Here is a 16,682-nt window from a genome sequence, read left to right on the forward strand (position 1 = left end):
GCCCCTCAGCGGAACAGGAGGCGGTCGGCGCCCGCGCTCCAGCCGATGACGCTGTCCGCCGCCAGGGCGCCGGGCACAGCGATCCAGCGGCGCAGGGCGTCGATGTGCAGCGGGTCGCTCAGCGTCGGGGTATGGCCGACATCCGGCACATGGAGGACGGTGACCCGCGGCTTGTCCATCATCCGCGCGATGGTCGCGTCCTGCAGCGCGTCGCTCATCATGCCGTGCACCAGCAGCACCGGGCAGTCGATGCGCTGCCAGTCGTCCCACTGGTCGTGGTCCTGGGCGGCGCCGTCGCGGTAGCATTGCAACGCGCGGATGTCGTGGCGGTAGACCCGCCCGCCATTCTCCTCCGACCAGCGGGTCTGGTGGAAGCTGTTGTGCAGCAGCACGGTGTCGTCGACCGGCCCGTCGTTCTTCTGGGCGGCGCCCGTGCGGTGGAACAGCTGGGCCGGGTGGCGGAAGACATAGTGGCGGGCCACCGATTCGGCGCGGCGGCGGCGGCGCTCGGTCGGGATGAAGGGGCCGATGTCGTTGAGGATCAGGCGGTCGACCAGATCCGGCGCCTCGGCCGCCACCCGCATCGCCACGCTGCCGCCGAGCGAGGAGCCCAGCAGCGTGACCGGCCCCAGCCGCTTGTGCCGGATCAGCGCCAGCACCTGGGCGACATTGCCCTCGAAGCTGTAGTCGGACTGCTCCGCCAGCCAGCCGCTGCGGCCGCGGCCGGCCCAGTCCAGGCACAGGACATGGTGATGGCGCGACAGCGTCCGGGCGAGATAGTCGAACCGCCGGGCGGAATTGGCGATGCCGCCCAGGCACAAAAGCGGCGGCAGCGACGGGCTGCCCCATTCCGTGTAGGCGAGGCGGACGCTGTAGTCGTTGCGCAGCCGCTCCACCGTACCGGGCTGGAGCGCCGCGGAATGGGTGTAGTCGAAATGGCGCAGGCTGTGGCCGGCGCCGATCAGCGGCTCGATCACCCGCATGATCGTCTCGTAGTTCTTCCAGGTCATCTCCCCGGCATCGGCGATGCCGAGCGCGTCCAGCGTGGCGCGCAGCGCACCCATCGCATGGCCGTGACGGGGAACCGCCAGGGTGTCGCCGCCGGGCGGAAACGGGAGGCCCGGCATGGCCGGAAGGGGCTCCACGAGCATCTGGTCAGGCATGGGCGTCGTCGCCTCCATGATCGATGGGTGGGGTGAGGGGCGGGGTGGCAAGGCGGGGTTGGGCGGCCTCGCGGGGAGGCGCCAGCAGGAAGACCGCACAGAAGGCGGCGCCGCACAGCATGCCGAGCGCGCCGAACGCCACCAGGGCGGCCTGAAGGCCGAACCGGTCGGCGATGACCGCGGCCAGAAGCGGGCCGATGACGGATCCGCCGCGCTCCAGCAGGCGGTAGACGGCGAAGACGCCGGTTTCGCCCATGCGGGCGCATTCGGTGCGGCAGACCTCCGGCACCAGGGCCAGCTGGGTCGCGTTGTTGAAGGCGTGGGCGATCCCGAGCGCGGCGATGCCGGCCAGGATCCCCGGCACCCCGGGCGCCTGGAGGATCGCCAGCGTGCCTGCCCCGCCGATCAGCCCGCCCAGCCCGGCGAACAGCGAATGACGGCCGCCGCGGTCGGCCATCCGCGATACCCAGGGACCGAGGACCACGATGATCAGGCCATAGGTCATCATCATCCGGCCGATCCCGGCCGGCGTCTCGCCCGCCGCATGCAGGGAGACCGGAACCAGATAGAACAGGTAGCCGGTCAGCATCAGCTTGGTCGGGACCGACGAGAACAGCAGCAGCGCCAGGAAGCGCCGGTTGGCGAGCAGCCCGGCGGCGTCGCGCAGGCGGAACCGGCCGCCGTCCCGCGCGCCCCCCGCCCGGTCGGCGGGCAGCAGGAGCGCGGCGGCCAGGGCGGCGGCAAGAGCCAGCAGCGCCGACGCCGCGAAGGCGGCGCGGTAGCCGAGATGGTCGGCCAGGATGCCGCCGATCGGCGCGCCGCACAGGCCGGCGACGATCACCGCGGCGACGAACTGCGCCATGCCGCGCGCCCGCTGGTCCGGCGGGGTGTGGCGGGCGATGAAGCCCTGCGCGCCGATGAACATCACCGCATAGCCGAGCGCGCAGGCACTGCGCCACATCAGCAGCTCGGGCAGCGACTGGGCCAGCGCCGTCCCGGCGAAGCCGGCCACCGCCGGCAGCGTGCCGACCAGCAGGGTGCGGCGGCTGCCGAACCGCTCGGCCCAGGCGCCGGCGAAGGGGGTGAAGACGGCCACCAGCAGCATGAACAGCCCGATCGGCAGCCCCATCATCAGGGTTTCCGACAGGCCGGGAACAGGCGTGTACAGCTCGCGCGCATAGAGCGGCAGGAAGGAGCGCGACAGCTCCTCCGCCAGCATGAACAGGAACAGGGCGGCGCGCATGCCGGCCACCGCGGCCCGCGGTTCGGCGGTCGTCGCATCCGGCGACCTCATTCGGGCCGATCCGGCACCGAGCAGCAGCAGCGCCTCGAACACCACGAGACTCGACACGACCAGCAGGGCGGCCCCGTCCTGGAGGATGCCGTACAGGGCTTCCGGGGTCAGCACGGCCGCCAGCTGCGGCATCAGCCCGGCGCCGAACGCCAGCATCGCCCCCGCCGGCAGCAGCAGGGAGCGCAGGGGCGTGGCAGCGGCGGCCCGCATGGCCGAGGGCAGCAGCAGGGACACCAGCAGGACGCCCAGGAACACCGCGGCGGCCACCATCCACACGCGGTCGCGCACCGCGTGCAGCACGATCAGTGCGGCATCTTGGCCGATTGACAAGCCAAAGCTTACATAAAATTTAGCAAAAATAAGATAAGACAGGAGAGACAGACCGAACGCCGTGAGTAGGGGCAGAGTCACACGCGGACATGCGACTGAATCAAGTTGCATAAACAGCTCCGGACACAAAACGGCTTTCGGAAAGTGTGTCAGAAGCTAAGACATAACTCCAAAGAATTGGTAAACCGAATTTGCATTTAAAAATGAAAGTTATTCATTGAATGTTACACATACATGCACGCTGATCGCTTGAAGCGCTGACGATTCATATCTTTTATAAAATACTATACACCACTTGGAGTGACCGTAATTCATCATTGAATCGAGGCATCGGCAACTTTCATATGGCTCTCGGCATGCGCAGAGGTGCAAAAAATGCGACTGCTTTCACTCGATGACAAACCTTGGTTGCGGTGCAGCAAGTGATATATAACACTATTCCAGATTGGATATGATATTCAATTTTCTCACTACGCGAAAAGTTTTCCCGAGAGGCCGGCTCCCGAGGGCGACGAGGGACGCGCGGTGACGGTCATCCTCGATTGCAGAAACGGCGGCCGGACGATGTCGCTTTGCGACGCTTCGCCACATCGCAAGTGCGAGTGATTCGCACGACAATCGGTCCCACGGCCCCGATGCCGTCGAATTGCACGCCTGTCTGCCGCGTGCAGCCGAAAAGGTGACCCCAAATGACTCCCCCAGTGTCCGGCGCTTTGTCCGGCGCCATGTCGGGTGCCGCATCCGGCCCCGTTCCCGCCACCGGTTCCCCCAGCGCAGCCCCTGCCGCAGCACCAGTTGCCCCCCACGCCGGTCCCGGCACCGTTCCGGCCACCACCTCCGACCCGCCCGACGGACGGCACAGCCCCAGCCTCGGCAGCCTGCGCAAGGGCCAGCGCGCGGTGGTGACCGGTCTCGACGAGACCGCGGTCGCCACCCCGCTGCCGGCCGGCGAACTGGAACGCCGCATGATCGAGATGGGCCTGATCGAAGGCGCCCGCGTGGAAGTCCTGCATGAAGGCTTCCCCGGCGCCGATCCGCTTGCCGTGCGCATCAACGACCACACGCTGGCCCTGCGCCGCGCGGAGGCGCACGCCGTCCTGGTGACGCTCGGCTGAGCGTCGCCCCCCTTCCTGCGGACAGGAGTTCCGCGATGTCCAATACTGCCGTTTTCGCCGCACCGCCGCGCATCGCGCTGGTCGGCAACCCCAACTGCGGCAAGACCGCATTGTTCAACGCCCTGACCGGCGCCCGCCAGAAGGTCGCCAACTATCCGGGCGTGACGGTCGAACGCAAGGTCGGCGAGTTCCTCAGCCCAGCCGGGTCGCGCGTCCAGATCATCGACCTGCCCGGCACCTACAGCCTGCGCGCCCGCTCCCCCGACGAGGAGGTGACGCGCGACGTCGTGCTCGGCCGCTTCGAGCACGAGGCGCCGCCGGACGTCATGGTCTGCGTCGCCGACGCCACCAACCTGCGCCTGCACCTGCGCCTGGTGCTGGAGTTGAAGAAGCTCGGCCGCCCCATCATCCTGGCGCTCAACATGATGGATGTCGCCGAGGCGCGCGGCTGCAGCGTCGACGCCGCCGCGCTGTCCGCCGCGCTGGGCGTGCCGGTGGTGCCCACCGTGGCGATCCGCCGCCACGGCGTGCGCGGGCTGCTCGACCAGATCGACCGCAGCATGGCGGTCATGACCGGTGCGGACGGGGCAGCAGCCGCCCCGTCCATCGCCCCCTGCGGCTGGAGCGAGCCGTCGGCGCATGAGCTGCGCGCCTACCATCAGGAGGTCGAGGCGATCCTGGCCGCGGCCCTGCGCAGCGCCGGACGTCCGTCGCTGGCGACCCGGCGGATCGACGCCGCGCTGCTGCACCCGGCCATCGGCCTGCCCTTCCTGTTCCTCGTCCTGTTCCTGATGTTCCAGGCGGTGTTCGCCTGGGCGGCCCTGCCGATGGACATGATCGACACCGCGCTCGGCTGGGTCCAGGCGGCTGCCGGCGCCGCGCTGCCCGACGGGATGCTGAAGAGCCTGATCACCGACGGCATCATCGCCGGTGTCGGCAGCGTGGTGATCTTCCTGCCGCAGATCCTGGTGCTGTTCTTCTTCATCCTGATCCTGGAATCCACCGGCTACATGGCGCGGGCCGCCTTCCTGCTCGACCGGCTGATGGGCGGGGTCGGGCTGCACGGACGGGCCTTCATCCCGCTGCTGTCCAGCTTCGCCTGCGCGGTTCCCGGCATCATGGCGGCGCGCACCATCGAGAACCGCGCCGACCGGCTGGCAACCATCATGATCGCGCCGCTGATGACCTGCTCGGCCCGGCTGCCGGTCTATACGCTGCTCATCGCCGCCTTCGTCCCGGAACGGACGGTGGCGGGCGGCATGATCGGGCTGCAGGGGCTGGTGATGTTCGCGCTCTACGCCGCCGGCATCCTGTCGGCGCTGGCGGTCGCCTTCGTGCTGAAGCGCACGGTCTTCAAGGGCGCACGCGAGCCGCTGCTGATGGAGCTGCCCTCATACCGCCTGCCCGGCCTGCGCGACCTCTCCCTCGGCCTGCTGGAGCGGACGCGCATCTTCCTGGCCCGCGCCGGAACGATCATCTTCGCGATCATGATCCTGCTGTGGTTCCTCGGCAGCTTCCCCGGTGCGCCGGACGGCGCCACCGGCCCTGCGATCGACTACAGCTTCGCCGGGATGCTGGGGCATGCGCTGGCTCCGCTGCTCGCCCCTATCGGCTTCACCTGGCAGATCGCCATCGCGCTGGTGCCGGGCATGGCCGCCCGCGAGGTGGCGGTGGCGGCGCTCGGCACCGTCTATGCGCTGAGCGAAACCGGGGACGCGCTGTCGGGATCGCTGGCGGGCGTGCTCGCCGCCGACTGGAGCCTGCCGACGGCGCTCGCCCTGCTCGCCTGGTTCGTCTTCGCCCCGCAATGCGTCTCCACCCTGTCGGTGGTGAAGCGCGAGACGAACTCCTGGTTCTGGATGATCGTGATGCTCGTCTACATGACGCTGCTCGCCTACGGTGCCGCCTTCGTCACCTTCCAGCTCTCCAGCGCCCTGCTGGGAGGCTGAGCCATGATGGAGTCCATCATCGTCGGTCTGGCCGTCGCCGCGGCCTTCGCCTGGGTCGTCTGGACCATCCTGCTGCCGGCGGCGGCGCGCGACCGGCTGCGCCGCCTCGCCGGGAGGCCCGCGCCTCCCGCCAAAAGCTGCGGCGGCTGCTGCGGCTGCGATCGCGCGGGACCGGGCAAGCCGGGGCACCGCATCCGGCACGGCTGAGCCGCCCCCGCCGCACGGACTGCCCGGCTCACCAGCCGGTCGGGCAGGCCGTGCAGCCGGTCATCAGCGCGTCCTGGAAGATGGCGAAGCGGATTTTGGCCCCCTCCATGTTGACGCCCGACAGGTTGGACAGCGACATCTTCGCCTCCTGGAGGTTGGCGCCCTCCAGGTTGGCGCCGGACAGGTCGATCTTGTCGGCGCGGATCGCCTCCAGGTTCGCGGCGGTCAGGTCGGTGCCGGTGAAGTCGGCGCCGGTTGCCCGGGCGAATTCCAGGTTGGCGCCGCGCATCCGGGCGCCGGACAGCTTGGCCCCCTGGAGGAAGGCGGTGCGCAGGTCGGCGCCGTCGAGGATGGCGCCCCGCAGATCGGCCCCGCGCAGGTCGGCGTTGCGCAGGTCGGCCCGCATCAGGTTCGCCCCATGCAGGTCGGCACCCGCCAGCCCCAGCCCGCGCAGGTTGCGGTGGCGCAGGTCGAGGTTGGGGCAGACGGACTTCGGGGCCAGCGTGCAGCCGGCGACCGCGGTGGTCCGTTCCTCCTCGCCGCCACCGACCAGCGGTCCCGCCGCATCGTCGAGGGCGGCGTTCTCCACCTCCGCGGCGCCGGCGGAGAAAAGGGGGGCGAAGGGAACGGGCGCCAGCCCCCACAGGGACAGCGCGAGCAGCGCGGCAGTGATGCGCGACATAATGATGGTGCCTCCGTTGGGGAAGGGACCGGAACGGACGGCCGCCGCCGCCCGCCCCGGTCCCGGTTGCCGCTTACTTGGCGCTGGACAGCTTCACGTCGGCGAGCTTGAACACCCAGAAGGATCCGCCCTGGGTCACGCGGGTCGTCAGGTCGGCCAGATCGCCGCCCCACAGCGGCACCGCGCCGCCATAGCCGGTGGTGATGCCGACATACTGCACCCCGTCCTGCTCCCAGGTGACGGGAGACGAGATGATGCCGGAGCCGGTCTGGAACCGCCACAGCTCGGCACCCGTCTTGGCGTTGAACGCCTTGACGAAGCCGTCGCCGGTGCCGGTGAAGACCAGGTTGCCGGCGGTCGCCAGCGTGCCGGACCACAGCGGCAGCTCCTCCTTGTGCTCCCACACGATCTTGCCGGTCTTCGGATCGAGCGCCCGCAGCACGCCGACATGGTCGTCGAACAGCTTGTGGATGCGGAACCCCATGCCGAGATAGGCCGAGCCGGGGTTGTAGCCGACATGCTCGGTCCAGTAATCCTCCTTCCAATGGTTGGCGGCGATGTAGAACAGCTTGGTGTCCTCGCTGTAGGACATCGGGTTCCAGTTCTTGCCGCCCAGGAAGGGCGGCGACACCTCGACCGCCTTGCCGCGCTTCTCGCCTTCCGCCGGCAGCGGCGGACGCTGGCCCTCGTTCTCGATCGGACGGCCGCTCTTCAGGTCGATGCCCTTGGCCCAGGTGATGCCGTCGACGAAGGGATAGGCCGCCAGCACGCTGTTCGGCTTGTTGGCCTCGCCGCCCGCCATCGCCAGCTTGACCCGGTCGGTGACATAGAAGAAGCCGTTGCGGTCGGCATGCGCCGTCGCCTTGACCGTCTTGCCGGCGGCGTCGGTGTAGTCGAACAGCACCAGCTCGTTGTTGCCGGAGAAGTCCCAGGTGTCGTTCGGCGTGTGCTGGTAGAAGCCCTTCAGTTCGCCGGTGCCCGGATCGACATAGGCCTGGCCCGAGGTGTAGAGGCTGTCGCCCGGCCAGCGCGCCCAGCCGTTCCAGGGCGCCGGGTTGCCGGTGCCGATGACGATGGTGTTGGTCTCCACGTCGAAGGTGGCGCTCTGCCACGGCGCGCCGCCGCCATGGTTCCACGCCTCCACCAGATTGCCGTCCTTGTCGCGCGGCCAGGAGGGGGCCTTGTCGCTGCCGGTCGGGGTGCTGTCCTTGCCGTTCAGCCGGCCCATGTGCCCTTCGACAAGCGGACGCATCCACACCTCGTCGCCGCTGTCGGGATCGCGGGCGAACAGCCGGCCGACCACACCGAACTCGTCGCCGGACGAGCCGTGGATCAGCAGGACCTTGCCGCTCTTCTGGTCCTTCACGATGGTGGGGGCGCCGGTCATGGTGTAGCCGACCTTGTGGTCGGCGAACTTCTTCTTCCAGACGACCTTGCCGGTGTCCTTGTTCAGCGCGACGATGGAGGCGTCGAGCGTGCCGAAGAACACCTTGTCGCCATAGATCGCCGCACCGCGGTTGACCACGTCGCAGCAGGGCCGGATGTCGTCGGGCAGCCGGTGGGAATAGGACCACAACCGCTTGCCTGTCCTGGCATCCAGCGCGAACATGCGCGAATAGGAGCCGGTGACGTAGATCACCCCGTCATGCACCAGCGCCTGGGTCTCCTGCCCGCGCTGCTTCTCGTCGCCGAAGGAGAAGGACCAGGCCGGAACCAGCCGCGACACGCTGTCGGTGTCGATCTGCTTCAGCGGGCTGAAACGCTTGCCCTCGACCCCCATGCCGTACATCAGCACGTCGCTGTTGTTCCGCGCGTCGTTGGCGATGGCGTCCCAGGTGACGTCGGCGGCCAGCGCCGGCACGGCCGGCGAGGCGAGCGCGAGCAGCCCGGCCATCGCCGCCGCGAGGCGGAGACGGTGCCGCAGACCGGGCCGGAGAGCCGGGCCGGCGGCAGCGGAAGCGGTGGTGGTGTTGGACGAAAGTGTCATGCGTTTCCCCCGTTGATTGGCCGCGTGGCGATTGGCCGCGCGGTGGCAGCGTCGTGGCAGCGTCGCAAGTGATCGAGTGGCGGCGATGGGCGGCAGGGGTCACGCCGGCCCACCCCCGCGGCACGGACGGCGGGAGGCTTGTGCCGTCCGGGTCCGGGAGGGGGCCGTGCGTGGCCATGCGACGCCCTGAGGCGGTGCTTGATCGGCAAGACCCTTTTTCGCGAAGGCTCTGCGCGGTGCATCCCGCATGATGCTCCGTGCTATCGTCCTGCCGGTCCCCATGTTCTCCCCGGCGGCCTGCCGGTTCCATTCGACAATCCGGGGAAGATTTTTCCGACACGGCGACAGGATTTCATCCTGTATCAGCCAGGATTTTTTCCTGCCCTCCGGGACCGGCCGCCGGAAAACCCGGCGCGGCGGCGGGACATTGCCCGAAGGGCGGATGGCGGCCGATCGGGTGGGTGGGCTAACATTCCGTCTATGGTCTTATAATGGAGCGGGCGGCGATGTCGCTGAAGACGCGCATCCTGGCCCTGATCGGGCTGTTCCTGCTGCTGATGGCCGCCGCCGGCGGCGCGGTGCTGGTCGCCAACGCCCGCGACGCCGTGCGGGCGGAGATGGCGTCGGCGCTGGAGCTCGGCAGCGCGATCGGCCGCAGGATGGCGGGTCGGGACGCGGCGGCGGCGGATCTGGAAATGCTGAACGGCCTCGGGCTGCGCCACCTGCGCTTCATCCCGGACGATGCAGCGCCGGAACCGGCGGCGGAGCTACAGCACGCTCCGGACTGGTTCGCGGCACTGATCGCCGTCGAACCGCAGGAGTTGCGGCTGGCGGATGGCGGCGGCCTGCGCATCGTCGCCGAGCCCTGGGACGAGATCGCCGAGGTGTGGGAGGATATGAGCGACCTCGCCGCCGCCATGCTGGCCGTCGGCCTGCTGCTGCTCGCTGCTGCATATCTGGCGGTCGGCCGGGCGCTGGCGCCGCTGGCGCGCTTCGAAGCCGGGCTGAAGCGGCTGCGCGCCGGCCGCTACGATCTTTCGTTGGACGCCGGGGGCGTTCCCGAACTCGACCGGCTGGGCAGCGGCATCGCCGCGCTGGCCGAGGGGCTGGCCGCCGCCGAACGGGAGAACCGGCGGGTCGGCCAGCGGATCGTCGCGGCGCAGGACGCCGAACGGCGGGAAATCGCCCGCGACGTCCACGACGAACTCGGCGCCGCCCTGTTCGCGATCAAGGTCGATGCCGGACGCATCCTGCGCCTGACCGGGCGAGCCCCGGACGCCGCAAGCCGGGAGGGGGCAAGCCCGGACATGGCGGAGACCGCGGGGGAAGTTGCCGAGCGCGCCCGGACGATCCTGGACACCGCGGCCGAGGTCCATCGCCTGAGCCGGCGCATCCTGGCCCGGCTGCGCCCAGCCCTGCCCGACCAGTTGCCGCTGAGCGAGGCGCTGACCGAACTGGTCGGCGACTGGGCACGGCGCAAGCCGGAGGTCGAGTGGACGCTCAGCATGGAACCTCAGGACCCAGCACAGGGCACATCACCGGATGCCGGCGCCGATCTCGACGGCTGCGATCTAGGCAGCTGCGATCTAGACGGCTGTGACGAGGTGCTGCGCCTGACGGTCTACCGGCTGGTGCAGGAATCGCTGGTCAACGCCCTGCGCCATGCTACGCCGACGGCGGTCGTGGTGCGGGTGGTGGCGCTCGGGGACCGGGTCGAGATCGCCGTCACCGACGACGGTCCCGGCCTTCCCGATGGTCACGATCCGGCGCGGAGCGGCTTCGGCATCTCCGGCATGATGGAACGGGTACAGGCGCTGGGCGGCTGCCTGACCATCGGGGATGCCGGCGGACGCTCCAGCAACGGCGGCGGCACCAGGGTTTCGGCCCGGCTGCCGCGGCATGCGCCCTCCCCAGCACCCTCCTCCGCTACGGCCCCCTTTGCAGAGACACTGGAGCGTACGGCATGAGCCTCACCATCCTGCTGGTCGACGACCATCCCATCGTCAGGGCGGGCTGCCAGCGCCTGCTGGCCGAAGCGGCGCTGGGCCGCGTGGTGGAGGCCGAGGATGTCGACAGCGCGCTGGCCCTGTGGCGGGGGGAGCGGCCGGACGTCGTCGTCCTCGACCTCAACCTGCCGGGCGAAGGCGGCGGCATGGCGGTGCTGCGCACCATGCGGGCGGAGGATCCGGCGATCCCGGTGCTGATCTTCAGCATGCACGAGGATCCTGCCGTCGCCGCCCGCGCGCTGAAGGCCGGCGCGCGCGGCTATGTCACCAAGAACGACGCGCCGGACAGCCTGGCGACCGCCATCGGCAACGTGCTGGCCGGCCGTGTCCATCTCGACCACGCGCTTGCCCGCGAGTTGGCGCTGATGTCGCTGGCGCCGACGGACGATCCGCTGGCGGCGCTGACCCAGCGCGAGCGCGAGATCCTGGCGCTGGTCGGGCGCGGACTGACGACGACGGCCATCGGCGACCGGCTGGGCATCAGCCAGAAGACGGTGGCGAACGCCTGCACCCAGATCAAGGACAAGCTGGGCGCCGACAGCGCCCGCGCCCTGATCCGCATCGCCATCGAGCATGGGCTGGCCGATTGAGCAGGCCGATCAGCGCGGCCGGGCCAGCGCCCGGCGGAAGGCGTCCAGCGTCTCGGCGCTGACATGGTGCTCGATGCCTTCGGCGTCGATCCGCGCGGTGTCGGGACTGACGCCGAGCGAGCGCAGGAAGGCCTCCACCGTCTGGTGGCGCACCCGACTTTCCTCGGCGATCCGGCGGCCGGCGTCGGTCAGGAAGACCGAGCGGTAGGGCTTGCGGTAGACCAGCCCGTCGGCCGCCAGCCGGTCGAGCATGCGGGCGACGGTCGGCTGCGCGACACCCAGCCGTGCGGCGATGTCGACCTGACGCGCCTCCTGCCCGCTTTCGATCAGGTCGGCGATCAGCTCGACATAATCCTCGGCCAGGGCGCCGCGCTGCGCCTCCCGCGTCTTGCGGAAGCCCTCGGCATGGAGTTCGGCGTCGGGAAGGGCCGTTTCGGCCGGCACGGCGCCGCCCCCGATGTCGCCGCAATGGTCGCAGCGGTCTTCCCAGCCCGTTGATTTCCGGGGATCGGCCATCGCGCGCATCGGCTCCTTTCCATCTTCCGTTCCACCCTCCGACGCCCGGTATCGGCGGTCAAGCCCTTCGGCGCGGCGTCCTTCGGGGGACATGGCGATTCCGGCGAAAAATTTCCGGTCCGGAAAGTATAGCATCTTGCATACTCGATGCGGCGATACATACTTGATTGATACCAATTCGCAGTTCGGCCGGGAGTTTCGTCGATGTCGGAAGCCGAAGCCGTCGTTCCGCCGCCCGCCGCCTGGAAATATTCCAGCCCGGACGGACAGGGCCGGCCAAGCCTGCCGGAGGTCCATGCCTCGGTCGCGGTGCCGCAGGGCGGCCTGTGGCTGCGGCGGATGCTGGCCTTCGCCGGCCCCGGCTACATGGTGTCGGTCGGCTACATGGACCCCGGCAACTGGGCGACCGATCTGGCGGGCGGATCGCAGTTCGGCTACACGCTGCTCGCCGTCATCATGCTGTCGAACCTGATGGCGATCCTGCTGCAGTCGCTGGCGGCGCGGCTCGGCATCGTCACCGGCCGCGATCTGGCCCAGGCCTGCCGCGACCATTACCCGCGCCCGGTCAATCTGGTGCTGTGGGTGGCCTGCGAGGCGGCGATCATCGCCTGCGACCTGGCGGAGGTCATCGGCACCGCCATCGCGCTGAACCTGCTGTTCGGCATCCCGCTGATCGGCGGCGCCCTGATCACCGCGCTCGACGCCTTCCTGGTGCTTTTGCTGATGCAGCGCGGATTCCGCTATCTGGAAGCCTTCGTGGTGGCGCTGCTGGTCGTCATCGCCGGCTGCTTCCTGGTCCAGATCATCGCCGCCGCCCCGCCGGTCGCGGCGGTGCTGCACGGATTCGTGCCGTCGACTCAGATCGTCACCAACCCGGCGATGCTCTATATCGCCATCGGCATCCTGGGCGCGACGGTGATGCCGCACAACCTGTACCTCCATTCCTCCATCGTGCAGACCCGGGCCTATCCGCGGACGGAGGAGGGGCGGCGCGACGCCATCGTCTGGGCGACCGCCGACAGCACCATCGCCCTGATGCTGGCGCTGTTCGTCAACGCCGCCATCCTGATCGTCGCCGCCAGCGTCTTCCACGGCAGCGGCCATACCGAGGTGGCGGAGATCGGCCAGGCGTTCGAACTGCTGTCGCCGCTGCTGGGATTGGGCATCGCTTCGACCCTGTTCGCGATCGCCCTGCTGGCGTCCGGCCTGAACTCGACGGTGACGGCGACGCTGGCCGGACAGATCGTGATGGAGGGCTTCCTGCGGCTGCGCCTGCCCCATTGGGCCCGCCGCCTGCTGACCCGCGGCCTCGCCATCATCCCGGTGGTGGTGGTGACGGCGCTCTACGGCGAGAGCGGCACCGCGCAGTTGCTGGTGTTCAGCCAGGTGGTGCTGTCGATGCAGTTGCCCTTCGCCGTCATCCCCCTGGTCCGCTTCGTCACCGACCGCGGCAAGATGGGCAGCTTCGTCGTCCCGCGCTGGGTCGCGACGTTGTCCTGGACGGTGGCCGGCATCATCGTCGTGCTGAACCTGAAGCTGCTGTACGACACGCTGGCCGGCTGACGACCGATGGATTGCTGAATTCCGGCTGCGGCGGCAGCCGGAAAGTCCCGCTTCATGGCGTGACCGGCGGGCACCCTCTCCAGACGACAGAAAAAGTACGCTCTACCAATTATTTTTGGTGGAAACCACTGGAGTGCTCGCGTAAGCACGATGCATCCGGTGCAGGAATTTCTTTCGACATAAACAATTTTATACCGGCACCCCCACCCTCCCCGGCGCCGCCGCCGGACGATTTCTGGAGATGGAGCGCATGACGGCCGATACCCCCGACCATGGGTCCGACAAACCCCCGCCCTGCTTCGATTGCGCCACCGACGCCACCCGGCGGCTGGACGAGATGTTCATCGGCATGGTGCAGATGAAGCGGCTGGCCCTGGGCCAGAAGCCGGCGGAGCGCGCGGTGTTCCGCAAGCTGCACGGCACCGTCGGCGGCCGGCTGGTGATGAATCCGGACCGGCCCGAAGCCCTGCGCGTCGGCGTCTTCGCCAAGGACGAGCTGCCGGCCTGGGTGCGCTTCTCCAGCGACACCGGCCCGACCTCGCCGGATCTGAACTCGACGCTCGGCATCGGCTTGAAGGTCTGGGGCGTGGACGGCGTGAATGCGCTGGGTGAGGCGGGCGACGTCGCCGACTTCATCATGCAGAATTTCCCGGTCTTCTTCGTCGACGACGCACAGGCGATGTGCGAGTTCACCTATGCCGGCGTGGTGCTGAACGATTATCCCGGCTATCTCGCCAAGCATCCCAAGACCAACGCCATCCTGAACCGGATGTCGGCCCAGGTCGACGGCAGCGTGCTGACCACGCAATATTGGGCGATCCTGCCCTTCGCCTTCGGCCCCGACCGCTACGCCAAATATTCCCTCGTCCCGGAAGCGCCGCCGCCCGGCCATCCGGCGGTCAACGTGCCGACCGACGACAAGAACTACCTCGCCACCGACCTGACCGATCGGCTGTCGGAGAACGAATACCGCTTCACCTTCATGCTGCAGGTGGTGCCGAAGAGCGCCGGCTATCCGCTCGACAAGGCGACGGAGGAATGGCCGACCGACCAGTATCCCTACCAGCCGGTCGCGACCCTGATCCTGCCGAAACAGGACGTCTGCGCCCGCGGGCAGGCGGATTACGGGCAGGAGCTGGCCTTCAACATCTGGCGCACCCCGGTCGAGCAGACCCCGCAGGGCAGCATCGCCGCGGTGCGCAAGCTGGTCTACGACCATGGGGCGGCCGTCCGCCACCAGGCCAACGGCCAGCCGCTGGAGCAGCCGACCCGGCCGCGCGGCGAGGCCCCGCCGCCGCCGGTGGACGACTGCATCGTCAAGGCGGTGATCCATCCCGCCATCGGCGTCGCCCGCATCGGCAACGCGCCGGACGGCTATTTCGTCGGTCCCGAGGTGTCGAACCCGAAGCCGGAGATCGTCGACGGCACGCGGACCGACAATCCCTATCGCGATGCCGAAGGCCGGCTGCTGCCGCAGGCGGCGCGCTTCCGCATCTATGGCGTCAACGCCATGGGCCGGATCGTCCGCGAACTGACCGGAGAGGACGGCAAGGCCGACATCACCTGGAAGGTCCATCTCGCCAACAAGAAATCGGCCTGGTACGCCTTCCAGCTCGCCCTCGACATTCCGGAGGCCTCCGCCGTCGACCCGAGCACGCTGCGCAACCCGACGGTGACCAACAAGGACCGCGAGGCGCTGGTGCTCGACGCCGGGGAGCATGAGATCCGGGTCGGCCACGGCAAGCAGAGCCGGAAGATGGTCGCCGGCAAGTTCATGCACCAGGGCGAGCCGGTCCGTCTCGGCCGCATGTGGTGCGAGACGGACGGGCGCCTGCTGGTCACCGGCGGCCGGGGCCGGTCGGCCTCCTACAACGGCACCAAGGCGATCACCTTCGGCAACAACGAGGGCTGGCACGACGACGTGTCGGACGGGCCGGTCGATGCCACCGTCACGCTGAACGGCGTCGAGCTGCCGGTCACCCCCGCCTGGATCGTGGTGGCGCCGCCCAACTACGGGCCGCAGCAGAAGTCGGTCCGCACCATGTGGGACCTGATGCGCGACGTCGCCATCCAGGCCGGCACGCTGCCCAAGCCCACGCGCCCCTCCTTCACTTATGACATCTACCCGGTGTTCGAGCGGATGACCGGGCTGCAATGGGTGAATGCAGGCTTCGCCGCCGGGTTCGGCTGGAGGTCCGCCAACGACTTCACCAGCCCGGACTGGATCGCCCGGCTGAACGACCGCAGCCTCGCCAACCAGGAAACCCGGCGGGTACTGAAGAACGCCTTCCGGCACGATGCCGTCGATTCCTGGTCGCCGACGCCCTGGCCCTGGGTCTATGGCGACGCGATGAACATCCCGCCGGCCGAAACGCCGCGCCAATACACCTCGCTGACCCAGACCCAGCTGGCGATGCTGGACCAGTGGGTGGCCGGCGACTTCGACGACGATTGGGGCAAGGTCCCGGTCTACACCGAGTTCGATCAGGTCCCGCTGGAGCGGCAGGGCGAGGTGCTGACCAAGGCCGCGCTCGACTTCTGCCTGGCCGACGCCTTCCATCCCGGCTGCGAGATGACCTGGCCGGTGCGCGCCGCCACCATGTACATGGAACCCTTCCGCTTCGCCCATGCGCCGAAGGGCTGGGTCGAGCCGGGCATGGGGGCGATCCTGTCCAGCGACACGGTGACGATCCCCAACGGCCCGCTCTACGGCCAGCTGCCCGGCGGCATCACCCGCTGGATGGCGGTGCCGTGGCAGACCGACACGGCAAGCTGCCGCTCCGGCTACAGCGCCGACTACGACCCCTATGTCCCGACCTTCTGGCCGGCCCGCGTGCCGAACGAGGTGCTGACCCGGGAGAATTACGAGATCGTGATCGATGCGGCGCAGCCGGCGCAGGTGCGGCTGGCGGCCTTCGCCAACCGCGCCGCCTGGGTCGCGCCGCTGGGCACCACCAGCTACACCGACCAGATCAACAACATGATCCATCACTTCGACCATCTCGGCGTGGTCGAGGTCAATCCCGGCCCGACCGACGAGGAGGGCGCCCGGCTGTTCCCGCCGCTGATCGGGGTGGAGGACCAGCACACACCCATCCCCGATGCCGGCGACACGGTCGACGCCAAGGCGGTGCGCGCCCGGCACCACACGATGAAGAGCGACGCTCCGTCCGCCACCGGCGGCGGAGGAGGACGCCTGGCGGAGCGGACCCCGGTCGACCTGTCCCGGATCGACAAGGTGCGCCGCTTCCCCCGCGGCCTGCGGCGCTGACCGCAGGGG

Annotated in this window: 12 protein-coding genes; 7 read left to right on the top strand and 5 right to left on the bottom strand. The window is 69.3% G+C overall.

Going from position 1 to position 16,682, the window contains the following annotated elements; all coding sequences use genetic code 11:
* Nucleotides 1–5 precede the first annotated feature (5 nt).
* Together AL072_RS27745 and AL072_RS27750 are read right to left on the bottom strand one after the other, a co-directional pair.
* On the bottom strand, nucleotides 6–1,163 hold the full coding sequence (locus tag AL072_RS27745; protein ID WP_082109366.1) for an alpha/beta fold hydrolase: 1,158 nt from the start codon (nucleotides 1,161–1,163) through the stop codon (nucleotides 6–8).
* The gene (locus AL072_RS27750; RefSeq protein ID WP_245637025.1) at nucleotides 1,156–2,787 is read right to left on the bottom strand and encodes an MFS transporter; all 1,632 of its coding nucleotides are present in this window, start codon (nucleotides 2,785–2,787) and stop codon (nucleotides 1,156–1,158) included. The genes AL072_RS27745 and AL072_RS27750 overlap by 8 nt, the downstream gene beginning before the upstream one ends.
* Nucleotides 2,788–3,476: 689 nt before the next feature.
* Here AL072_RS27750 and AL072_RS35815 point away from each other — a divergent pair.
* From AL072_RS35815 to AL072_RS27765, 3 genes are read left to right on the top strand one after another with little or no spacing between them, the layout of a single operon-like run.
* Nucleotides 3,477–3,902, top strand: coding sequence for a FeoA family protein (locus AL072_RS35815; protein ID WP_082109368.1), 426 nt, complete (start codon nucleotides 3,477–3,479; stop codon nucleotides 3,900–3,902).
* A 35-nt stretch (nucleotides 3,903–3,937) separates the two neighbouring features.
* Entirely contained in the window at nucleotides 3,938–5,851 is a 1,914-nt protein-coding gene (gene feoB / locus AL072_RS27760; RefSeq protein ID WP_045585635.1) for a ferrous iron transporter B, read from the top strand.
* 3 nt (nucleotides 5,852–5,854) lie between these two features.
* Nucleotides 5,855–6,058, top strand: a complete 204-nt coding sequence (locus AL072_RS27765; protein ID WP_045585636.1) for a hypothetical protein — start codon at nucleotides 5,855–5,857, stop codon at nucleotides 6,056–6,058.
* A 28-nt stretch (nucleotides 6,059–6,086) separates the two neighbouring features.
* Here the strand turns inward: AL072_RS27765 and AL072_RS27770 are convergent, their stop codons facing one another.
* The gene (locus AL072_RS27770) at nucleotides 6,087–6,740 is read right to left on the bottom strand and encodes a pentapeptide repeat-containing protein (protein ID WP_045585637.1); all 654 of its coding nucleotides are present in this window, start codon (nucleotides 6,738–6,740) and stop codon (nucleotides 6,087–6,089) included.
* Between the two features lie 73 nt (nucleotides 6,741–6,813).
* Complete coding sequence (locus AL072_RS27775) at nucleotides 6,814–8,727, bottom strand: methanol/ethanol family PQQ-dependent dehydrogenase (protein WP_082109369.1); 1,914 nt, start codon at nucleotides 8,725–8,727, stop codon at nucleotides 6,814–6,816.
* 506 nt (nucleotides 8,728–9,233) lie between these two features.
* Here AL072_RS27775 and AL072_RS27780 point away from each other — a divergent pair.
* Both AL072_RS27780 and AL072_RS27785 read left to right on the top strand, forming a co-directional pair.
* Nucleotides 9,234–10,694, top strand: a complete 1,461-nt coding sequence (locus AL072_RS27780) for an ATP-binding protein (RefSeq protein WP_045585638.1) — start codon at nucleotides 9,234–9,236, stop codon at nucleotides 10,692–10,694.
* On the top strand, nucleotides 10,691–11,323 hold the full coding sequence (locus tag AL072_RS27785) for a response regulator (protein ID WP_045585639.1): 633 nt from the start codon (nucleotides 10,691–10,693) through the stop codon (nucleotides 11,321–11,323). Before AL072_RS27780 ends, AL072_RS27785 begins: the two co-directional genes overlap by 4 nt.
* A 9-nt stretch (nucleotides 11,324–11,332) precedes the next feature.
* Here the strand turns inward: AL072_RS27785 and mntR are convergent, their stop codons facing one another.
* Nucleotides 11,333–11,839, bottom strand: coding sequence for a manganese-binding transcriptional regulator MntR (gene mntR, locus AL072_RS27790; RefSeq protein ID WP_082109402.1), 507 nt, complete (start codon nucleotides 11,837–11,839; stop codon nucleotides 11,333–11,335).
* Nucleotides 11,840–12,043: 204 nt separating this feature from the next.
* On the opposite strand from mntR, the gene AL072_RS27795 reads away from it, so the two are divergent.
* Both AL072_RS27795 and AL072_RS27800 read left to right on the top strand, forming a co-directional pair.
* Nucleotides 12,044–13,402, top strand: coding sequence for an Nramp family divalent metal transporter (locus AL072_RS27795; RefSeq protein ID WP_045585640.1), 1,359 nt, complete (start codon nucleotides 12,044–12,046; stop codon nucleotides 13,400–13,402).
* Between the two features lie 250 nt (nucleotides 13,403–13,652).
* Nucleotides 13,653–16,673 carry a LodA/GoxA family CTQ-dependent oxidase gene (locus tag AL072_RS27800; RefSeq protein ID WP_052710468.1) on the top strand — a complete coding sequence of 1,007 codons (3,021 nt, stop codon included), beginning with the start codon at nucleotides 13,653–13,655 and terminating at the stop codon, nucleotides 16,671–16,673.
* Nucleotides 16,674–16,682 lie beyond the last annotated feature (9 nt).

Origin of the sequence: Azospirillum thiophilum, assembly GCF_001305595.1 — a bacterium.
In the GTDB taxonomy this organism is placed as follows: domain Bacteria; phylum Pseudomonadota; class Alphaproteobacteria; order Azospirillales; family Azospirillaceae; genus Azospirillum; species Azospirillum thiophilum.